The organism is Polaribacter sp. 2405UD43-2 (assembly GCF_058147125.1).
On record NZ_JBYVJX010000006.1, the window covers coordinates 174,093 to 190,882 of the forward strand.

Genomic DNA, 16,790 nt, shown 5'->3' on the forward strand with positions numbered 1-16,790 from the left:
AACTTATTGTTTAAAAAACTTCTTAGTAATGACATTCTCTCCATCTTTAAAACGAATTAAATAAGTTCCAGCTTGTAATCTACCTACATCAATAGTGTCTCTATTAAGAGTACCTTTTAAAACTGTTTGACCTAATAGATTATTTACTTCATAAGAAATTACATTTCTAGACTCGTAAAAATTAACATAAAGATAGCTACCTTTAACAGGATTTGGATGTAGCAAAAAGCTATTGTCTTCTATATTATTATGATTATTTAGAACTGCTATGTTATTTTCTTTACTAGGAGATTTAGACCCAGAATTTTGAATATTTACAGTATAATCTTCAACTTCACCGTAAGTAAACGTCTCACAAGGCGATGGGTTAGCATTATATTTCATAGATACACGCATTCTTGTAGCACCATTAGTTGCACTTGACAGAACTGTAAAACTACCGTTTACTGGTGTGTTTCTTGTTCTTAATTTGGACCATACTTTTTCGCCTGAGTCATTAAAATCACCGTCCAAATTATAGTCTATCCAAACAGCATATGCTTCTCTGTAACTTGGACCTGGCCATATTGGAGTCACAGTAATTGTATATTGACTACCTTTTATCAAAGTTGTTGAAATACTCGTGAAATCTGAATACACCTGACTATTAGAGGCATTGTTAATTGTATTTAATTGAACACTGCCAATATAATCTTCACTTGCATTATTACTAGCAGATGCACAATAATTTACTTGATTAACTAAAGTAGTAACATTAATACTATTACTACTAGCTGAAACATTATTAGCCGCATCTTTAGCTTTAATACTAAACGCATAAGCGGTATTGGCTGTTAACCCCGCAACTTGATAAGTAGTTGAAGTAACAGCAGTAATTAGCGTAGAACCTTGGTATACATCGTAACCTGTAACTGCTAAGTTATCTGTTGATGCATTCCAAGATAAATCAACAGTAGTTTGTGTAATATTTGAACTCCCTAAATTACTTGGAACTGTTGGTGCAGTAGTATCTGGTGTTGTAATATTTACTACATTACTGGCAGGAGAAACGTTGTTAGAATTATCTTTGGCTTTTATGCTAAAAGCATATGCCGTATCAACCGTTAAACCTGTTACTTGATAAGATGTTGTGCTAACATTTGCAATAACCGTAGAACCTCTGTAAACATCATAATTTGTTGCTCCTGCACTTGCAGACCACGATAAATCCGTAGTGGTTTCTGTGGTGTTATTGGCTACAAAGTTTTGAGGTGCAGGAATTGAAATGTTTTTTGTAAAACTCTCTTCAACTGGCAATCCATCATTAGTAGTAAATTCAATAACTGTGCTAGAGGCATTATTGCTAATAATAGCAATGTTAGCATTTGGGTTTTGTAAAGACCAATCGCCATTAACTGTTATACGGATTTTCTTTTCAACCCCTGGGCTGAACGATCTCGAAGTATATCCAATATCTGGATTTGATACCGCCATAGTAAACTGGTCTACCGCTGCATTAGTCTCATACATAATGAGTCCTGATTTATCTACATTTGAGACAAGACCAGAGTTAGAGATTGCTACATTATCTGTAAATACACTGTACCCCCAAGTTTTTTTGGCAATATGTTCTATAATATGGGCACTGGCATTTTTTTGATGTACCGTATAAGGTTTGTTACCACCAGAAATTGCTGTTCCTAATGCTAACATTGCTGATGTGTTTGTGTTTGGCAATACCATATACTCATAACCCTCGTTACTAGGATTGGTACCGTGGTTAATATACCCTATTGAATAACTCCCTGTTGGGTTTCCTGAAACATTTTGATCCGTTTGATTTTGACTGGGCACCTGTTGGTTACCATTCCAAACATTAAGATCGCCGCCACCAGAAACAATATAAAACCCTGTATTGTATTTACTAATTACCCAGTTATCGGTAGCATCTGTATAACTCGCTGTACCGTTTTGAGTGGCATTGTTTACAATAACATTGTTGCTGTTATTATTTTTTCTTTGGTATAATGTGGTAACTGTAGGATTGGTAGCATCATTATTATTAATATCTGATGCTAAACAAACGATAATGTCATCAAAAGTAAAGGTTGACTTTTTAAAGGTAAACGTCGCATTGTGGTTGTTAGAGCTATGTGTGGTACCCCAACCCAAACCTTCTTTTTCTTTAAAATCCATCGCAAAAATACCCGAGGTGCCGTGTATGGCCTTTAAGGTTTCACTATTTTTATTTTTAAAAGCCAGAGCCCCAGCAAAACGTTTATCTTGAAGCTCGTCAATTCTACCGCGTTCGGCATGCAGCTTATCCCAAGGCAGCACTATAGTCGTCGCCCCAGGGTTGTAGTTCCAGTTCCAGGTGTTAACATCGTAGCCATTATCTGCTAAAGTTCCGGGGTAAATAATTTCTAATGTTCCATAAGATTGGTAACGCCCATACCTGTTTTGAGAGGTGTATATTTCACTTCCCCACATATTGTTAGAAAAACCTTTGCTTACTGCTACCCAATGATCTTTTCTAAAAACATTTAAATGACTATGATTTACTTGAAAAGCGCCTTCTTGATCTGTTAAAGGTGTAACAGAATTGTAATTAAATTCTGGATCTACACCATAAATTCTATTGTATAAACCCGCAAGAATTGGATCTGCAGTTGAAATACCTAAAATAGTTTTACCAGCTAAAGCTATTTTTTTTAAACTATATTTAGAAATCTGATGTTTTCTAAAATGAGGATTTCTTCCTGAAGTTGCTAATGCTTGTACTTTAGCATCATTTGCTTGTATATGTTGTAAATAAACAGCATCTCTAAACACTTTATAATTGCTTTGATCAACTTGAAAACTTGTACCATCTAAATAAGATAACAAATTCCCTGCAGAACTGAATGCTATCATGTAACCATTATATGCTGTCCAATGATGAAAACCTGAACCATCTTTTTTAATTCCGTCTGTGGTTCCTACTGTGTTAGAAAAAAATCTATTTAAAAATCGTTTATAACCTCTCATATATCTATATCGTTCATCGGCAGTATCGTACCACAAAGCATAGGCTAGCATCGCATCAGAAATATTATAAATTAAATCTGTATCAATGGTTCCGTTTGCGGATTGATAAGCAGCATCGTAATTAGCTACCCAAAAGTGAGCAAAATCACCAGAGTGCTTATAAAGTGTATATTCAAATAAATCTTTAACTTTTTTAGGGAGATGATCTTTTAGCAACGAAGCAGGTCTTGCAAAATTACGATAAGCGTATTTTTGTAAATCTAAGTTTAAGTTACCTGAACAAAACTCTTTAGATACCCACCAAACTGTGTTTTTCGCTTTTTCTTTGATGTTTGCGTCTGAAGGATTAAACTTTAAATGTTGAGCAAAGGTTTTTAAAAATGAAACCGCGTTAAATGTGCTAATGGCATCTCCAGAAATCACATCATTGGTAACACTTATATTTAAAGCATTGTATACCGCTTCGGCTGAAGATAAATCACCTGCAGAAGGGGCACTTGTACCAAGATATTCATCTGAAAAACGAACAACTGCTGTGGTAATCTCATTTTCTATTGTAGCATTTGATGCTATTAAACTTAAATCTGGCGTTACCGTAAACGGGCATGTGTTATTCTCAAGTGAAATAAACGTGTTATTTAAAGATAAGTTATCAATAACAAAATTACGCGCAGTATGCCCATTATCGGTTCTAACGTATCTCACCTGAAATGTGTCTCCTACATCTGAAGCCACAGCAGTATAATTAATAGTAGTAAGCACAGGTGCTGAACTACTGTTAGAAATTGAAAAAGGTGACGAAGCTGCTAGTACCGTATTATCCGTTGTGTTAACCAACTCTACTTTTAGGCTCACGTATGACGAACTACGGTTATAAACATAAGTTTTAATGTTTAGTACTTCGTTAAGAGTCATACTACCTCCAAAGGTGCAGCTAGCACCTTGCCCAATTACCGCAGATTGTCCATCTACATAAAGGGCGCCGTCTCCTACGCCATCTGTATTATCGGCATCATCGGTGACTATACTTAAAGTAACATCGCCTATTTTTGCCCAATTGGGGCCATTTGTTGAAGTTTGAGCAAAAGAAACTGTAGAAACTAAACATATAATAAAAACTTGATAAATTTTTCTCATATTTTTTAAGATTATAATAAAAGCATTATGCTTAAATTTGGTTAAGGGAATAATTAAGTTGCTTCTAAGTTATAATAAATCAAAATAAAACTAAGGAGTCTCCTGTTCTAATTAAAGGGGGTAACTGTCCAATATTTAATAAAGTTTAAACGAAAAACTTTGTGGATAGGCTTTCTATATATTCTAATTTTAAAAACTCTTTTTTTTTATGCATCTTTATATTTCTAAAAAATCTAAATGTCATCTAATAAAAGAATATCAAGAGCATTTAAAAACGCAAAAAGAATCTGTTTTAATCAAGATTCTAAATTTGTGTTTTTTAGTGATTCTCATAGAGGAGATAATGGTTTTGCTGATGATTTTGCCCATAATAGAAATATGTTTAAACATGCCTTAGAGCATTATTACAATCATAATTTTACCTATATTGAATTAGGTGATGGTGATGAACTTTGGGAAAACAGAAATTTTTCAACCATTTTTAAAGCCAACAAACATATTTATTTGTGGTTTAAAAAATTTCATTCTGAAAATAAATTACATTTTATTTGGGGTAATCACGATATGAAATATAAATACCCTGCAACAATTCGTAAGAATTTACACTATTATTACGACTCTGTTACAGACACCAAAAAAGAATTATTAATTGGCGCATCTTTCTCTGAAGCCATTGTTTTAGAAGATGAAAATACAGCAAAAAAAATATTTTTATTGCACGGACATCAAGCAGATTGGTTTAATTATGTTTTTTGGAGATTTAGTAGTTTTTTGGTAAAAGTATTATGGAAACCTCTTCAAATTTTAGGTTTTTCAGATCCAACAAGTCCTGCACAAAATTTTAAAGAACGTATAAAAGTAGAATATAAATTGGAAAAATGGATACAAGAAAACAATAATCAAATGATGATTACTGGCCATACACACAGGCCGCGTTTTCCTGCTAAAAATGAAATCCCTTTTTTTAACGATGGTAGCTGTGTGCATCCTAGATCTATTACCGGTATAGAAATCGAAAATTATGAAATAACACTTATAAAATGGCACATTGTTACAAATGAAAATGGTACTATGCAAATTAAAAGAACCATATTAGAAGGACCAGAAAACTTAACACACTATATTAATTAATTTGATTTTTTGTACCAACACAAATAATGCGTTATTTTTTTCTTCTGTTGATGATATTTCAGAAGAAACTTGGCAATCTCTACAATGTGAAAACAACATATATTTTAATAGAGATTTTTTAAAATCGATTGAAAAAAATCACTCAAATATTAAATTTTCTTATATTATTTTGGTTAATAAAAACAATAAACCAACAACTTTAGCTTGTATTCAAATTATAGATTTTTTTATAGACGGAATTAGAAATGATTTAGAATTATTAATAAGAAAACTAAAAAATATTGGTAGAAAACTACACATAATTCCCAATAAAAAACCTTTAAGAATTTTAATTTGTGGTAATACTTTTGTGAGTGGAGAATATGGACTTTTCATCAAAGAAAATCAAGATAAAAAGAGTATTATAAAAGAATTAGCAAAAGCAATTTTGCATTTTGTAAACACAAATAAGAAATTAAAAATTGATGCTTTATTGCTAAAAGATTTCGAAAACGAATCGCTTTTTATTACGGATGAATTAAAAGACAATAAATATCATCCTTTTTTAGTAGAACCCAATATGATGCTAAAAATTGATAAAAACTGGCAAACTTTTGATGATTATTTGACTGCAATGAAAACCAAGTTTAGAGTAAAAGCTAGAAAATCTTTTAAGCAAAGTGCCAATATTAGAATAGAAGAAGTTACGCTAAAAAACATAGAAAATCAATTGCCAAAAATGACGGCTCTTTACAAAAAAGTAGCAGAAAATGCAGCTTTTAATTTAGGCGATTTTAACTTAAAGACATACAAAGATTTAAAAGAAAAATTAGGCGAAAATTACATTTTAAAAACCTATTGGTTAAACAATAAAATTGTAGGTTTTATATCTGGAGTTATCAATCAAAATTCTTTAGACGCACACTTTGTAGGTATTGACTATCAACTAAATAGAGAATATGCAATTTATCAAAGAATGTTATATGACTACATAGAAATTGGCATTCATAAAAAAATAAAAACCATTAATTTTGGTAGAACCGCAAGCGAAATTAAAAGCTCAGTTGGTGCGGTTCCTCAAGATTTAACAATGTATCTTCGTCATAAAAAAAGGATTACAAACAGAATTTTAAAGTTATTTTTGCAAAGAGTGCAACCAACTCCTTTTCAACAAAAGTTTCCTTTTAAAAAACTAGAAATGGCAAATGAAAAATAGCAAAGAACTTATAGAACTTCTAAATTTAAAAGATTTAGGTAAAAATAATTTTAGCGGCAATAGCGTTACTATTGGTAGTGCACACGTTTTTGGCGGACAAGTTTTAGCGCAAGCAGTAAATGCAGCTTATAAAACAATACCAGAAACTCGATTTTTACATTCTTTGCATTCGTATTTTTTAGAAGCCGGAGATTTAACAATTCCTATAAATTATCACGTAGCTGAAATGCGTAATGGAGGTAGTTTTTCTACAAGAAGAGTTACAGCAAGTCAGCAAGGTAAAACTATTTTTATTTTGGCAGCTTCATTTCATAAAAAGGAAGAAGGTTTTGAGCATCAAACAAAAATAGAACAAGGTATAAAACAACCTGAAGAATTGTTAAGTTGGGATGATATGCTAGCGCAATTTGGTGATTTTTTACCAAAATCTATGAAGTATTTCTTAAGTATAGAAAGACCTATAGAGTTTAAACCTGTTCAAATTCCAAACCCGTTACAACCAGAAGATTTACCTCCCATAGAAAAAGTTTGGTTTCGTTTAAAAGGAGAAAAACAAGACTTAGATTATAGAACCAAACAAGAAATTCTTACTTATATTTCTGATTATAATGTGTTAAATGCTGCTTTTAATCCGAATGCAAGTAAGTACAATTTTGGCAATACACAAACGGCTAGTTTAGATCATTCTATGTGGTTTTTTAGAGATTTTAATTTTGATGATTGGATGCTTTTTTCTGCGGAATCTCCAAATGCTTTTGGGGCAAGAGGTTTAGCTAAAGGAAATATTTTTACAAGAAATGGTAAATTAGTTGCTTCTTTTGCACAAGAAGGATTGTTAAGACCTAAAGACAGTAAGCAGTAAGCAGTAAGCAGTAAGCAGTAAGCAGTAAGCAGTAAGCAGTAAGCAGTAAGCAGTAAGCAAATTTAAAAAAACAGATTTCAATGAATCCAATAATGTATATTTTAACCACCAATGGTTTGCTCTTTTTATTAAGTATTATTTTTTGGAAATTTCCACCAAAAAAAATTAATAATTGGTATGGATATAGAACTCCAAAATCGATGCAAAATCAAAAAATATGGGATTTTGCTAACACCATTTTCTCTAAAAATTTGTTAATCTATGCAGGAATTTCTTTTTTAGGGGGGTTACTTTTTGCAAATTTTGCCCCCAAAGAACTCACGTGGCAACCAATGGCTTTAGTCTTACTTTCTGTTTTGGTAAGTATTATAAAAACAGAAAAATCTTTGTCTGATAATTTTACAGATGAAGGAAAAAAGAAGTAAATTAAAGATTTCTAATTAAAAATACTTTGTTCTATTTGGTATTTAAAATTTTTTATTGGGGCGATTCCTAAAATAGCAACAACAAAAAGTGGCAATTTAATTCATTCAGAATAGGCAATTTTATCAATAAAGATACTTAAAAATTAGCCACAAAAGAAACCGATAAATTTCTACCAGGAGCAGAAACTCCAGAAGCAAACTCTATATAATGTTCATCAAAAAGATTGTCTAATCTTGCTTGTACAGAGAAATTATCATTCACAGAATAGTTTCCATTTATGCCAACTGTCATCCAACTTGGCGAGCCATAATATTTATTTACATAATTGGTTTTATTTTCATCAACTATAGTGGCATCTACTATTGGCGTTAAATCATGATTGTCTATGCCTTCTGTAAAATTAAAATCTTCAATCTCTTTTTTACTATTGAATCTTACAGCTGCTCCTAACTCAATTTTATTCTTTTTATAGTTGATTTCGAACTGACCAAACAAAGGCGGAATAGATGACATTGGCTCATTAGAATCATAGGTTCTTCCTTTTGTATAGGTAATAAAACCTGAGGTATTTATAATGTTAGACACCTTACCTAAATAATTAAGTGTGTATCCTAAAATATAGGCGGTTCCTTTATTTTGATTAGAAACTGCATTGCCTTCTTCTCCGTCAAAAAGTTGTTTTGTTTTGTTTCCTTTATCATCTAAAACAAAATCTCTTTGAATATATTTATCTAATAAAGTGTAATACAAATTGGCTCCAAATCTAAACTTTTTATCGTTAAAATATTTTTGAATTCCTATTTCTGCATTGTAAGCAAACTCTGGTTTTACAGTAATATTTGGCACAGTTACATTGCCACTTTTTTCTCTAACTCTACCCACGTCATCTATATTTGGAGAACGAAAACCTGATGATAAAACACTATTTATTTGCCAATTTTTACTAGGTCTGTACACATAACCAATGGTTGCTGTTACTGCAGAATGATTTGCGCTAATATCATTATCTGGCAATTTTATAAATGTTTCATCTATCCATTTTGCGTTTAGGTTTGTGTTTGTAAAACGGATTCCAGAATTTAAGGTAGATTTACTACTAACATCTTGCCTGTAATCTACATAAACTGCAGAACTTAAGTAATTACTGCCTCCATCTGGATAACGCGATTGCACAGAAAAATCACTAGAAAAACCATCAATTTTATTGTTGACGATATTTAATTTTTTTCCGTAAGAATTAGAAGTAACATCATTATAAGCAAACTCAAAACCATAAGATAAATTTCTAGTTTTATCTGTAGTTAATGGTACAGAAAAATCTCCATTCACACTAAAAACATTTACAGATTCTTTTCTGTAAGAGCGTTTTAATTTTCCAAATTTACGTTGAATTCTACTTTCTTTTATATTTTGATATGCAACAGTAATAGCGCCACTTTCTAACCAATTTTTATTTGGGTTGATTAGCAATTGAGAAGAAATTAACAATCTGTTTTGAGGTCCGTAAAACCATTCTGCAAATTTTAATTTCCCTTTTTTTAACTCTGTTAACCTGTCAAAACGAGGAATATCTGAAGACGTAGAATATTGTAAATTGATTTTTAAATCGGTATTTTTAGAAAGAGGAACATAAAATTTCTGTAACACATCTGTTTGATTGTAACCCGTATTTTTTAACAATTCTGTATCTGAGTTTAAAGTGGGGGTTTCCTTATAATTTCCATTCAAATTTTCTGAATAATAAAACACTTTTCCCCAATCTTTAAAACCGTGGTTTCTGTTTGAGCCAGCTTTTAAATCGCCAAAATCACTATACGAAATACTCGTAAAAGAAGCCCAATTTTTAAACCTTAATTCTGCAGAAACATTGGTTGTTATTTCTTGATTTACTGAAGAAAACCTAGAAAACAACTGGCTTTTCACCTCTTTATTTTCTGACAATTTAGGTGTTTTTGTATAATAATGAATTACGCCACCCAAAGCATCTGAACCATAAATTACTGATGATGGTCCAAAAACAACTTCGGTTTTGTCTAACATATTTGGGGCAACACTTATAGAATTTTGCAAATGTCCTTTTCTATAAATTGCATTGTTCATTCTTACGCCATCAACCACCAATAAAACACGGTTAGATTCCATTCCTCTAATTACAGGGCTTCCGCCTCCAAATTGCGATTTTTGAACTTTAATTCCTGGAATTGTTGCCAACAAATCTGCTGATGTTTGAGGCGATACTTTTTGAATATCTTTAGTAGACAAAACAGCTATTTGTTCTGCAATTCTTTTTGCTTTTGCATCCTTTTTAAAAACCGATAAAACCACCTCATCTAATTGCTCAGAATGCTTTGTTAGGTAAACCAGAAAATTTCTTTTTTGTAAAGTAGATTTTTTGATTTTTAATAACGCATAAGAAATATGAGAAAAAACAATGATTTCGTTTTTTTTAAATGAAGAAACATCTACAAAACCTTTGCCATTAGATGATAAATTTACAGATAAAGACTCGTTATAAACAGTAACATTTTTAACTGTTTTACCCGTTTGTTTGTCTAATATTTTTACTTTTTGAGAAAAAGTGGTAAAACTAATTAAAAAAACGAATGCTAAAATTATATGTTTCATCAACTAAAAACGGTTTCTAAAATTTGTAACGATTTTGGTTTTTTAAAACCGTCCAAATGTAATTCAAAATATCGAATTATTATTTTTAAAACGGTTTGTCTTTCTTGTTTGCTAAAAGACACTTTTTCTATACTATCAAAATTTATGCCTAACAGCTTTTTAAATTGATAAAAATGATTTCCTGAAATTACATTTTTTTGAGAAGTTAGATTTGTAAAGCTCCCTTCTAATAAATGAAACCCTATTGTTTCTCTTTCTGACAAGTCTGGATAAAAACCCAGAAATCGAGTTAAATTCAATAAAAATAATAAGTGAAAATTTGCAATTTTATCGTGTAAATCTAACCAAATAAACCCTGTTTCTAAGTAATCGAAAAGGGCTTTGTTTTTTTCTTCTTCTTTTATAGCGTGCGCTAAAACTTCAGATAAAAACAACACAACAGACTGTTTTACAATATCTTTATAAATTGTTTTATACGGATAAGAAACTTGAACTTCTTTTATAGAATTTAAAGAACCTTTATGACTATGATTGGCAACAATTCTTAGTTGCGAAAGTGGTTGAAAATAAGCCACTTTTATGCCTCCTTTTTTAGCTTTTAAAACCCCTTTTATTAGATACGCTTTTATTCCTTCTTCTTCAGTAAAACATTTTACAATTAAACTAGAATCGCTATATTTAAGTGAGTTTAAAACAATTGCTTTGGTAGTTACAACTGCCATTTTAATTTACAATTGCAATTTTTGTAACCGCATTTTCTGAGGCATCATCATTAGATAACAAAACAATATATACACCAGATGCAACTTTTTTGCCTGCTAAGTTTTTTTTGTTCCAAACTACTTTACCACCTTGTAATTCTTGCCCTTCTACAACATTGGTTTCATAAACTAAATTACCAGCTACGTCTAAGATTTTAACATTGGTTCCTTTTGGCAAATGTGTTCCGTTTCTACCATCTATGGTTACAGTTTCGTGATTTTTTAATGCCGGATTTGGATATGCATATACATTTGCTAAAACATCTCCAAAAGGTGCCACTTTGCTATTGTAAGCAACAATTCCTTTATCAGTAGCAAAATAGACTTTACCAGTAGTATTATCTACCGTTATTTTAACAATTCTGTTTGATGGTAAAGGAGAGTTTTGTTTACTAAAATTAGCGATGGTTTTTTGTCCGCTAGGATTTGTATAAATTACCCCTCCATTATCTGTACCAAACCATTTATTATCTGCGCCATCAACAACAATAGAATTAATAGTTTGATCTCCTAAAAGTCTTTCTCCAAAACCATTTTCATCGCCATTAATTACAACTGGTTTTGCATTTGGTGTCTTATCATTAAAAACACCAGAACCATTGTTGTAAACTACCAAGCCAGATTTTGTGCCAATCCAAACTCTATTATTATCGTCTACAGCTACAGTTCTTACATTTAAATCTGGCAAATTACCAGCATTTGGTGTTGCAATTAAAGCCTTTTTTCTATTTCCGTTTTCATTAAAAGCATACACGCCATTTCTTCTAGAGCCATACCAAAGGGTATTGTTTCTATCTATAACTATTTCACTTAATCCAAAAGCATCACTTGTTTCTACAGGTCTCATATCAAAACTAGACCATTGACTATCAACAGAAAGCTTTTTTAACTCTTTGCCTAAACCAATATTTGTAATCCAAATATTACCATTAGAATCGAAAACGGAGCTTGTAACTCTTATAGTTACTCTGTTAGGAATATCTGCAACTATATCTTCTAACGGACTATTTAGATGATTATAAAAAGTTTTTACTTTGTTGTTTTCTACAACTAACAAACCTCCTGTTGACACACTATTAATATCATTTGTATCTCCTAAAGAACTGATAACAATTCTATTTTCATTTTGTGGATCTATAGAAATATGACTTAAATCTGAAAACGGGAAATTCGGATCAGGTTTTGGGCTAAACCAGTTTTTTCCGTTAAAATGACTATAATTTTGTATATTATTATTAGGTCCATAAGTACTTGTATATCCACCATAAACAACCCATAAATTATTATTTTGTGCAGTAATAGAAAAAGCATCATTATTTAATGGTCCTTCTGGATGTATTTCTTTGTATTTAGTTGGAAAATTTTCTTTTGCTGATAGAATTCCAAACTCTTTTGTTGCTAAATATGCTGTATTGCTTTCAAAAAAAACAGTATTTAAAGTATAGTTAAAATCTGCTGTTGTAGAAAATTGTAAAACCTCATTTAAACCTACATCTAATATTTTTACAGAATTATTTAAAGCAACAGAAAGGTGCGTGTTAGAAGATTTTATTCCTTTTATATCTTGTAAAAAGTTTTTAACTTCAGTAATAGTATTTCTATTAATACGATATAATTTTGTTGCTTCAACCACTAATAATTGATTATTAAACGTTAGAATTTCTGTAAATTTCTGACTAGAAAAATTTTGTTTCCAATTATTAAAATCTATTAAAGCATTGCTAGAAGCATTTGCTGTAAAAATTCCTTTTTCTGTAGCTGCTATTATATTTCCGTTAAAAATTGTTGTTTTATTTATTTTAACAGCACTCGATTTATCTCCTATAAAAAAAGTATCTCCAAATTCTAATTTTTCAATATCATATTCAACAATAGCAAAGGGTGTTGCTAAATACAACTTGTTATTAAGTTTAGAAATATGGTTGATACTCTTTTCTCCTGATTGATTAAAATTTACAATGTCTGATGAAATTGTAATGGTACCATCATCATCTACAACTTCTACCAAACCATTTTTATAACCAATTATTAATCGTTTAAAAGTAGTGTCATAAAAAATTGAAGAAGTAGTTTCGCCAGACAAACCTTGCACCGAAGATACTTTACTAATTTCCTCGGTATTAATGTTATAAGTAAAAATTGCATTGTCTGCTAAGGCATAAATAGTATTGTCTACTTTTACAAAATCTTTTATATTGTTGTAAGAATAGAAATCTTCCCAAGAATCGCTATAATCTGTTTGAGCGTAGAAAACGATACTAAAAAAGAAAAAATAGATTGAAAAGCGTTTTTTCATTATATAATTTTAATAACTCAAAGATATTTATTTATTGTTATAATAACGATAAAACAACTTACATTAGTACAAAAATCAAAACAGAATTTATGAGTATTGAAATAGAAAGAAAGTTTTTGGTTACAAATAACGATTTTATCAAACAAAGTTTTGAAAAAAAACAGATAAAACAAGGGTTTTTAAATTCTGATAAAAACCGAGTTGTAAGAATTAGAATTACTGATAATAAAGCTTTTATAACGGTTAAAGGCAAATCTAATTCTGCCGGAACTACAAGATTTGAATGGGAAAAAGAAATTGATAAAAATGACGCTGAACAATTGCTTTTATTATGCGAACCTTCAGTAATAGAAAAAACAAGATATTTAGTAAAAGTTAGTAATCATCTATTTGAAGTAGATGTATTTTGTGGCAACAATAATGGGTTAATTATAGCAGAAGTAGAATTACAATCTGAAACAGAAATTTTTAAAAAACCTAACTGGTTAGGGAAAGAAGTTACTGGTATTGTAAAATACTATAATTCAATGATTAGCAAACACCCATATAAAAATTGGACATAAAAAAACCTCGAACAAAAGTTCGAGGAAATTTAATAAACCTACCCCCTAAATAAGATTTATAATACTCAGTAATTTAACCTAGGCCAAATCTACTAAGTGCTACAAAAGTAATTTTTTTTTATGAATTTGACAAATATCATATTTTATTTTAGTGAAAAAAATTAAAAGTACTCTTAAAACCCTCATTCTTTGGGATATAAACACTTTTCTACAAAAAATAGATTGCCAAAAAGTGGCTCAAACTTCCTAATAAAACAAACAGATGAAATGTTGCGTGATTGTAAGGCAATTTTTTAATAGAATATAAAATGGCTCCTATTGTATAAAAAACTCCTCCAGCTATTAAAAAATTTAATTCTTGGCTGCTCAAAGCATTTATTAGTGGTTTCAGAAAAAACATAACTTGCCAGCCCATAAGTAAATACATTGCTGTAGAAATTTTATCGTATTTACCTGTAAAAAATAATTTTAGTATAATGCCTACTAATGCAAAAATCCAAACAAAAATAAACATATACCAACCTAATTTAGAGTTTAATGCCACTAAGCAAAAAGGGGTGTAACTACCAGCTATTAAAACATAAATAGCAGAATGATCAAAAATATTTAAACGCCTTCTTTTCTTTGGGTTTTTAGCTGCGTGATAAAATGTAGAAGCTGCATACAAAACAATTAAGCTTAGCCCATAAATTACAAGGCTAATTGGTTTCCAAAAACCAGAATATTCTAAAGATTTTATCAACAAAAAAGGAAAAGCGATTATACTTAAAAACAATCCAAAACCGTGAGTTACAATATTTAACCTTTCTTCTTTTTTGCTATAAAGGTGATTTAATTTCTCGCTCATTATTGGGTCTATTTGTATCTTTCATATAAGGTTTATCGTTTAACAATTCGTTGTATACTAAACTAAAAATTTCTTCTTTTAATTTAGTTTTATCTTCATTTGTTAAACCTTTTGTGTTTATAAATTTAAATTGTTTTACTCTAAAAATTCCTGGGCGTCCTTTAAAAAAATTCCAAGAAAACAAACGCTTTGCATCATAATAAACTTGTGTTACAATTTCCATTTGATATTCTATAGCCAAACTAAAAGCTCCGTTTGTAAATGGCGCTAAAACTACATTTTCAGTTGGCACCAATCCTTCAGGAAAAATGGCAATGCTTAAACCAGTATCTAATCTTTTTTTAATTCGAGTATAAACTTCTTTTCTACTTTTAGGATCATTTCTATCTACCATAACTACAGCCTTTTTATAGAAAAATCCAAAAATTGGTAACTTTACCAATTCTTTTTTTCCAACAAATAACATTGGATTTTTATTTATTGCAATCATAATCCAAGGGTCTAATAAAGACGCGTGATTTGCAATAAACATATAACTTTTTTTAGGGTCTGGTTTTTGTTTTTTATCAATTTTTAACCTGAACCCCATTCCGTAGATTAAAAAAAACGACCAACCTCTCATTAGTTTCCAAAAAGAATTGTAATACTTTTCGTCTGATAATAACACCAGTAAAAAAGGAACCATTAATAAAATGGAAATAATCATCAGAAAATAAAACCAAAGTCGCCAAATAAAACGAATGGGAAAAAGTAAATATTTCATAAGTGCGAATGTAGTAATATTCTTTTGTTTGATTATTTTTGTGCTATCAAAATAAGATAAATGTCTAGAATTTTAACAGGAGTACAAAGTACAGGAACACCACATTTAGGAAATTTATTAGGAGCCATTTTACCAGCCATAGAAATGGCAAATAACCCTAAAAATGAAGCCTTTTTGTTTATTGCAGATATGCATTCTTTAACGCAAATTAAAGATGGAAATGAGTTAAGAGAAAACACTTATAGTACAGCTGCTACTTGGCTGGCTTGTGGTTTAGACATTAATAAAACGGTGTTTTATAGACAGAGTGATATACCTCAAGTAACAGAATTATCTTGGTATTTGAGTTGCTTTTTTCCTTATCAACGATTAACATTAGCACATAGTTTTAAGGATAAAGCCGATAGATTAGCAGACGTAAATTCTGGTTTGTTTACTTACCCAATGTTAATGGCTGCAGATATTTTATTGTATGATGCCGAAATTGTACCTGTTGGTAAAGATCAATTACAACATTTAGAAATTACGCGCGATGTTGCCAATAGATTTAACAATATAGTAGGTGAAACATTAGTTGCCCCTGATGCAAAAATACAAGAACATACAAAATTAGTTCCAGGAACTGATGGTGAAAAAATGAGTAAATCTAGAGATAATATCATCAATATTTTCTTGACTGATAAAAAGTTGCGTAAGCAAATAATGCGTATTAAAACAGATAGTAAAGCTTTAGAAAAACCTAAAAACCCAGATACTGATACTATTTTTGCTTTGTACAAATTGTTAGCTTCTGATGCTCAAATTGCAGAAATGAGAGCAAATTACGAAGGTGGTAATTATGGTTATGGACACGCAAAACAAGCTTTATATGAATTAATTATTGATAAATTTGCAACGGTTAGAGAGCGCTATCATCATTTTATGGAAAATAAAAACGAGATTGATAACGCTCTAAATATTGGTGCCAAAAAAGCAACAATTATTGCGAATGATGTTTTAAAAAGAGTCAGGGAAAAAATAGGCTACTAATACCATTTCTTATTTAAAATGGCAGAACTACTTTTTTATTGATAAAAAGCCCTGTCTTTTAGACTACCGCCAAAAGCGCTACCGTCTAGACACAAATATTTTTTATCTTTTAGATTTTTAAAGAACGATTGATAAAAGAAACCCAAGTA

General features: G+C 30.5%; 12 protein-coding genes. 6 read left to right on the top strand and 6 right to left on the bottom strand.

Translation table 11 applies throughout. The annotated features are described in order from the left end of the window. Positions 1-3: 3 nt before the first annotated feature. A complete protein-coding gene (locus tag ACY2RX_RS10030; protein WP_490103843.1) occupies positions 4-4,143 on the bottom strand; it encodes a polysaccharide lyase family 8 super-sandwich domain-containing protein in 4,140 nt (1,379 codons plus the stop codon). A gap of 237 nt (positions 4,144-4,380) precedes the next feature. Between ACY2RX_RS10030 and ACY2RX_RS10035 the strand changes: the two genes are divergently transcribed. From ACY2RX_RS10035 to ACY2RX_RS10050, 4 genes are all read left to right on the top strand, one after another. Continuing rightward, on the top strand, positions 4,381-5,274 hold the full coding sequence (locus tag ACY2RX_RS10035) for a metallophosphoesterase (protein ID WP_490103844.1): 894 nt from the start codon (positions 4,381-4,383) through the stop codon (positions 5,272-5,274). Position 5,275: 1 nt separating this feature from the next. After that, positions 5,276-6,469: a peptidogalycan biosysnthesis protein gene (locus tag ACY2RX_RS10040; RefSeq protein ID WP_490103845.1), complete on the top strand. Its 1,194-nt coding sequence runs from the start codon at positions 5,276-5,278 to the stop codon at positions 6,467-6,469. Beyond that, positions 6,459-7,331 carry an acyl-CoA thioesterase gene (locus tag ACY2RX_RS10045; protein WP_490103846.1) on the top strand — a complete coding sequence of 291 codons (873 nt, stop codon included), beginning with the start codon at positions 6,459-6,461 and terminating at the stop codon, positions 7,329-7,331. The genes ACY2RX_RS10040 and ACY2RX_RS10045 overlap by 11 nt, the downstream gene beginning before the upstream one ends. Positions 7,332-7,411: 80 nt before the next feature. Further along, a complete protein-coding gene (locus tag ACY2RX_RS10050; protein WP_490103847.1) occupies positions 7,412-7,756 on the top strand; it encodes an SdpI family protein in 345 nt (114 codons plus the stop codon). 136 nt (positions 7,757-7,892) lie between these two features. On the opposite strand, the gene ACY2RX_RS10055 is transcribed toward ACY2RX_RS10050, so the two are convergent. The 3 genes from ACY2RX_RS10055 to porZ are packed head-to-tail and all read right to left on the bottom strand — an operon-like array spanning position 7,893 to position 13,439. After that, positions 7,893-10,382, bottom strand: coding sequence for a TonB-dependent receptor domain-containing protein (locus ACY2RX_RS10055; RefSeq protein WP_490103848.1), 2,490 nt, complete (start codon positions 10,380-10,382; stop codon positions 7,893-7,895). Further along, positions 10,382-11,104: a DNA repair protein RecO gene (gene recO / locus ACY2RX_RS10060; RefSeq protein ID WP_490103849.1), complete on the bottom strand. Its 723-nt coding sequence runs from the start codon at positions 11,102-11,104 to the stop codon at positions 10,382-10,384. Before recO ends, ACY2RX_RS10055 begins: the two co-directional genes overlap by 1 nt. A gap of 1 nt (position 11,105) precedes the next feature. After that, positions 11,106-13,439: a type IX secretion system anionic LPS delivery protein PorZ gene (gene porZ, locus ACY2RX_RS10065; RefSeq protein ID WP_490103850.1), complete on the bottom strand. Its 2,334-nt coding sequence runs from the start codon at positions 13,437-13,439 to the stop codon at positions 11,106-11,108. An 89-nt stretch (positions 13,440-13,528) separates the two neighbouring features. Here porZ and ACY2RX_RS10070 point away from each other — a divergent pair, with 89 nt between their 5' ends. Further along, the gene (locus ACY2RX_RS10070; protein WP_490103851.1) at positions 13,529-14,002 is read left to right on the top strand and encodes a CYTH domain-containing protein; all 474 of its coding nucleotides are present in this window, start codon (positions 13,529-13,531) and stop codon (positions 14,000-14,002) included. Positions 14,003-14,210: 208 nt separating this feature from the next. On the opposite strand, the gene trhA is transcribed toward ACY2RX_RS10070, so the two are convergent. Both trhA and ACY2RX_RS10080 read right to left on the bottom strand, forming a co-directional pair. After that, positions 14,211-14,849: a PAQR family membrane homeostasis protein TrhA gene (gene trhA / locus ACY2RX_RS10075; RefSeq protein WP_490103852.1), complete on the bottom strand. Its 639-nt coding sequence runs from the start codon at positions 14,847-14,849 to the stop codon at positions 14,211-14,213. After that, positions 14,821-15,612, bottom strand: coding sequence for a lysophospholipid acyltransferase family protein (locus tag ACY2RX_RS10080; RefSeq protein ID WP_490103853.1), 792 nt, complete (start codon positions 15,610-15,612; stop codon positions 14,821-14,823). Before ACY2RX_RS10080 ends, trhA begins: the two co-directional genes overlap by 29 nt. A 60-nt stretch (positions 15,613-15,672) precedes the next feature. Between ACY2RX_RS10080 and trpS the strand changes: the two genes are divergently transcribed. Next, entirely contained in the window at positions 15,673-16,641 is a 969-nt protein-coding gene (gene trpS / locus ACY2RX_RS10085) for a tryptophan--tRNA ligase (RefSeq protein ID WP_490103854.1), read from the top strand. Positions 16,642-16,790 lie beyond the last annotated feature (149 nt).

Excerpts from the sequence above, each read along its gene's own strand:
- ACY2RX_RS10080 (WP_490103853.1), bottom strand. The coding sequence starts at position 15,612 with ATGAAATATTTACTTTTTCCCATTCGTTTTATTTGGCGACTTTGGTTT.
- ACY2RX_RS10050 (WP_490103847.1), top strand. The coding sequence starts at position 7,412 with ATGAATCCAATAATGTATATTTTAACCACCAATGGTTTGCTCTTTTTA.
- ACY2RX_RS10030 (WP_490103843.1), bottom strand. The coding sequence starts at position 4,143 with ATGAGAAAAATTTATCAAGTTTTTATTATATGTTTAGTTTCTACAGTT.
- recO (WP_490103849.1), bottom strand. The coding sequence starts at position 11,104 with ATGGCAGTTGTAACTACCAAAGCAATTGTTTTAAACTCACTTAAATAT.
- ACY2RX_RS10035 (WP_490103844.1), top strand. The coding sequence starts at position 4,381 with ATGTCATCTAATAAAAGAATATCAAGAGCATTTAAAAACGCAAAAAGA.
- trhA (WP_490103852.1), bottom strand. The coding sequence starts at position 14,849 with ATGAGCGAGAAATTAAATCACCTTTATAGCAAAAAAGAAGAAAGGTTA.
- ACY2RX_RS10045 (WP_490103846.1), top strand. The coding sequence starts at position 6,459 with ATGAAAAATAGCAAAGAACTTATAGAACTTCTAAATTTAAAAGATTTA.
- ACY2RX_RS10070 (WP_490103851.1), top strand. The coding sequence starts at position 13,529 with ATGAGTATTGAAATAGAAAGAAAGTTTTTGGTTACAAATAACGATTTT.
- porZ (WP_490103850.1), bottom strand. The coding sequence starts at position 13,439 with ATGAAAAAACGCTTTTCAATCTATTTTTTCTTTTTTAGTATCGTTTTC.
- trpS (WP_490103854.1), top strand. The coding sequence starts at position 15,673 with ATGTCTAGAATTTTAACAGGAGTACAAAGTACAGGAACACCACATTTA.
- ACY2RX_RS10055 (WP_490103848.1), bottom strand. The coding sequence starts at position 10,382 with ATGAAACATATAATTTTAGCATTCGTTTTTTTAATTAGTTTTACCACT.